This is a genomic window from Erwinia sp. MYb416, from assembly GCF_037479575.1.
In the GTDB taxonomy this organism is placed as follows: domain Bacteria; phylum Pseudomonadota; class Gammaproteobacteria; order Enterobacterales; family Enterobacteriaceae; genus Erwinia; species Erwinia rhapontici.
On record NZ_JBBGYT010000049.1, the window covers coordinates 1 to 1,057 of the forward strand.

Sequence of the window (1,057 nt, forward strand, 5' to 3'; positions counted from 1 at the left end):
TGCTGGTTGCATGATGATCGGTTTCATCCAGGGTGAAAATTTGGTTGGCTTTACCATCGGTCATTTTATCCAGTGTCAGATTTTCTGGGGCATCATCCTGCATAATTACCTTAATGCGCTCATAAAGACGGTCACTGAGCGAAATACGGCCTAATACATCCCTTGCCTGTGTAACTAAATCAGCATCTAGCGGTTGTGAATAATGACGCCAATCCGGTAAATCAAACAGATTATCTAAATGAGCAATAAAAATTTCCTTATCAGCGTAGGGTACAATTTTACCAGAGTCATCCCAAGCCTTGGTTATAGTATCAATAAGGAATTTTTTATCGAATTTTCCTTTCCCATTGAGCATCAGATACGCTTTTAACGCAGTATATATCTCACTATTATCATCACCGAGAACTGCATCCTGAAGCTTGTCTTGCGCTTCATGTTGCACATTTGGGAAGAGCAGTTTCTGTAAAAAATAGTGATATAATGAGGTTGAGTCGGATGTTATATCCCAGCCCACATATTGACCAAATCTGAAGTTCAATGGTGGGTGTTCAACGTCCAAATCACTATATTCAGGCATGTACTGAGCCATGGACAACAATGTAGGAATCAGTTCGGGATTGTTTGCTTTCTCAAACTCTCCAATTTTCCCTTCTAGAGAAATTACTTTTTCACGAATAGTATTGAGATATCCATCATTATTATAATAACTATGATAGAAACCATTGATCAGCCATACAGTTAACAAAATACATGAGCAATGTATCACTATGTTCTGGAAGCGATATTTCGATTCAGCACTTAAGTTGTGGCGCACCAGATGGGCATCTTTAACGATGATCTCTGAAAATAGTGTTTTGAGAAAGTAATGGCGACCATAAGCGTTGTCAGTGACTAAAAAATCACCTTCATTAATTTTTCTTGTGACGGAGTCAACCGCATTAACGGAACGTCTGTGCACAAAATTATCCCATTTATGCATTAACGTATTGTTATTTATGAGGTAAACATTAGCCGGTTGGTGATTACTGACGAAATATAAGCCGCGTAAACTGGTGAA

At 38.5% G+C, this 1,057-nt stretch carries 1 protein-coding gene; it reads right to left on the bottom strand.

What is annotated here, in order from left to right:
• The coding region (locus tag WH277_RS00450) for an ImcF-related family protein (RefSeq protein WP_339503723.1) at positions 1–997 on the bottom strand (997 nt) is incomplete at its 3' end.
• Positions 998–1,057 lie beyond the last annotated feature (60 nt).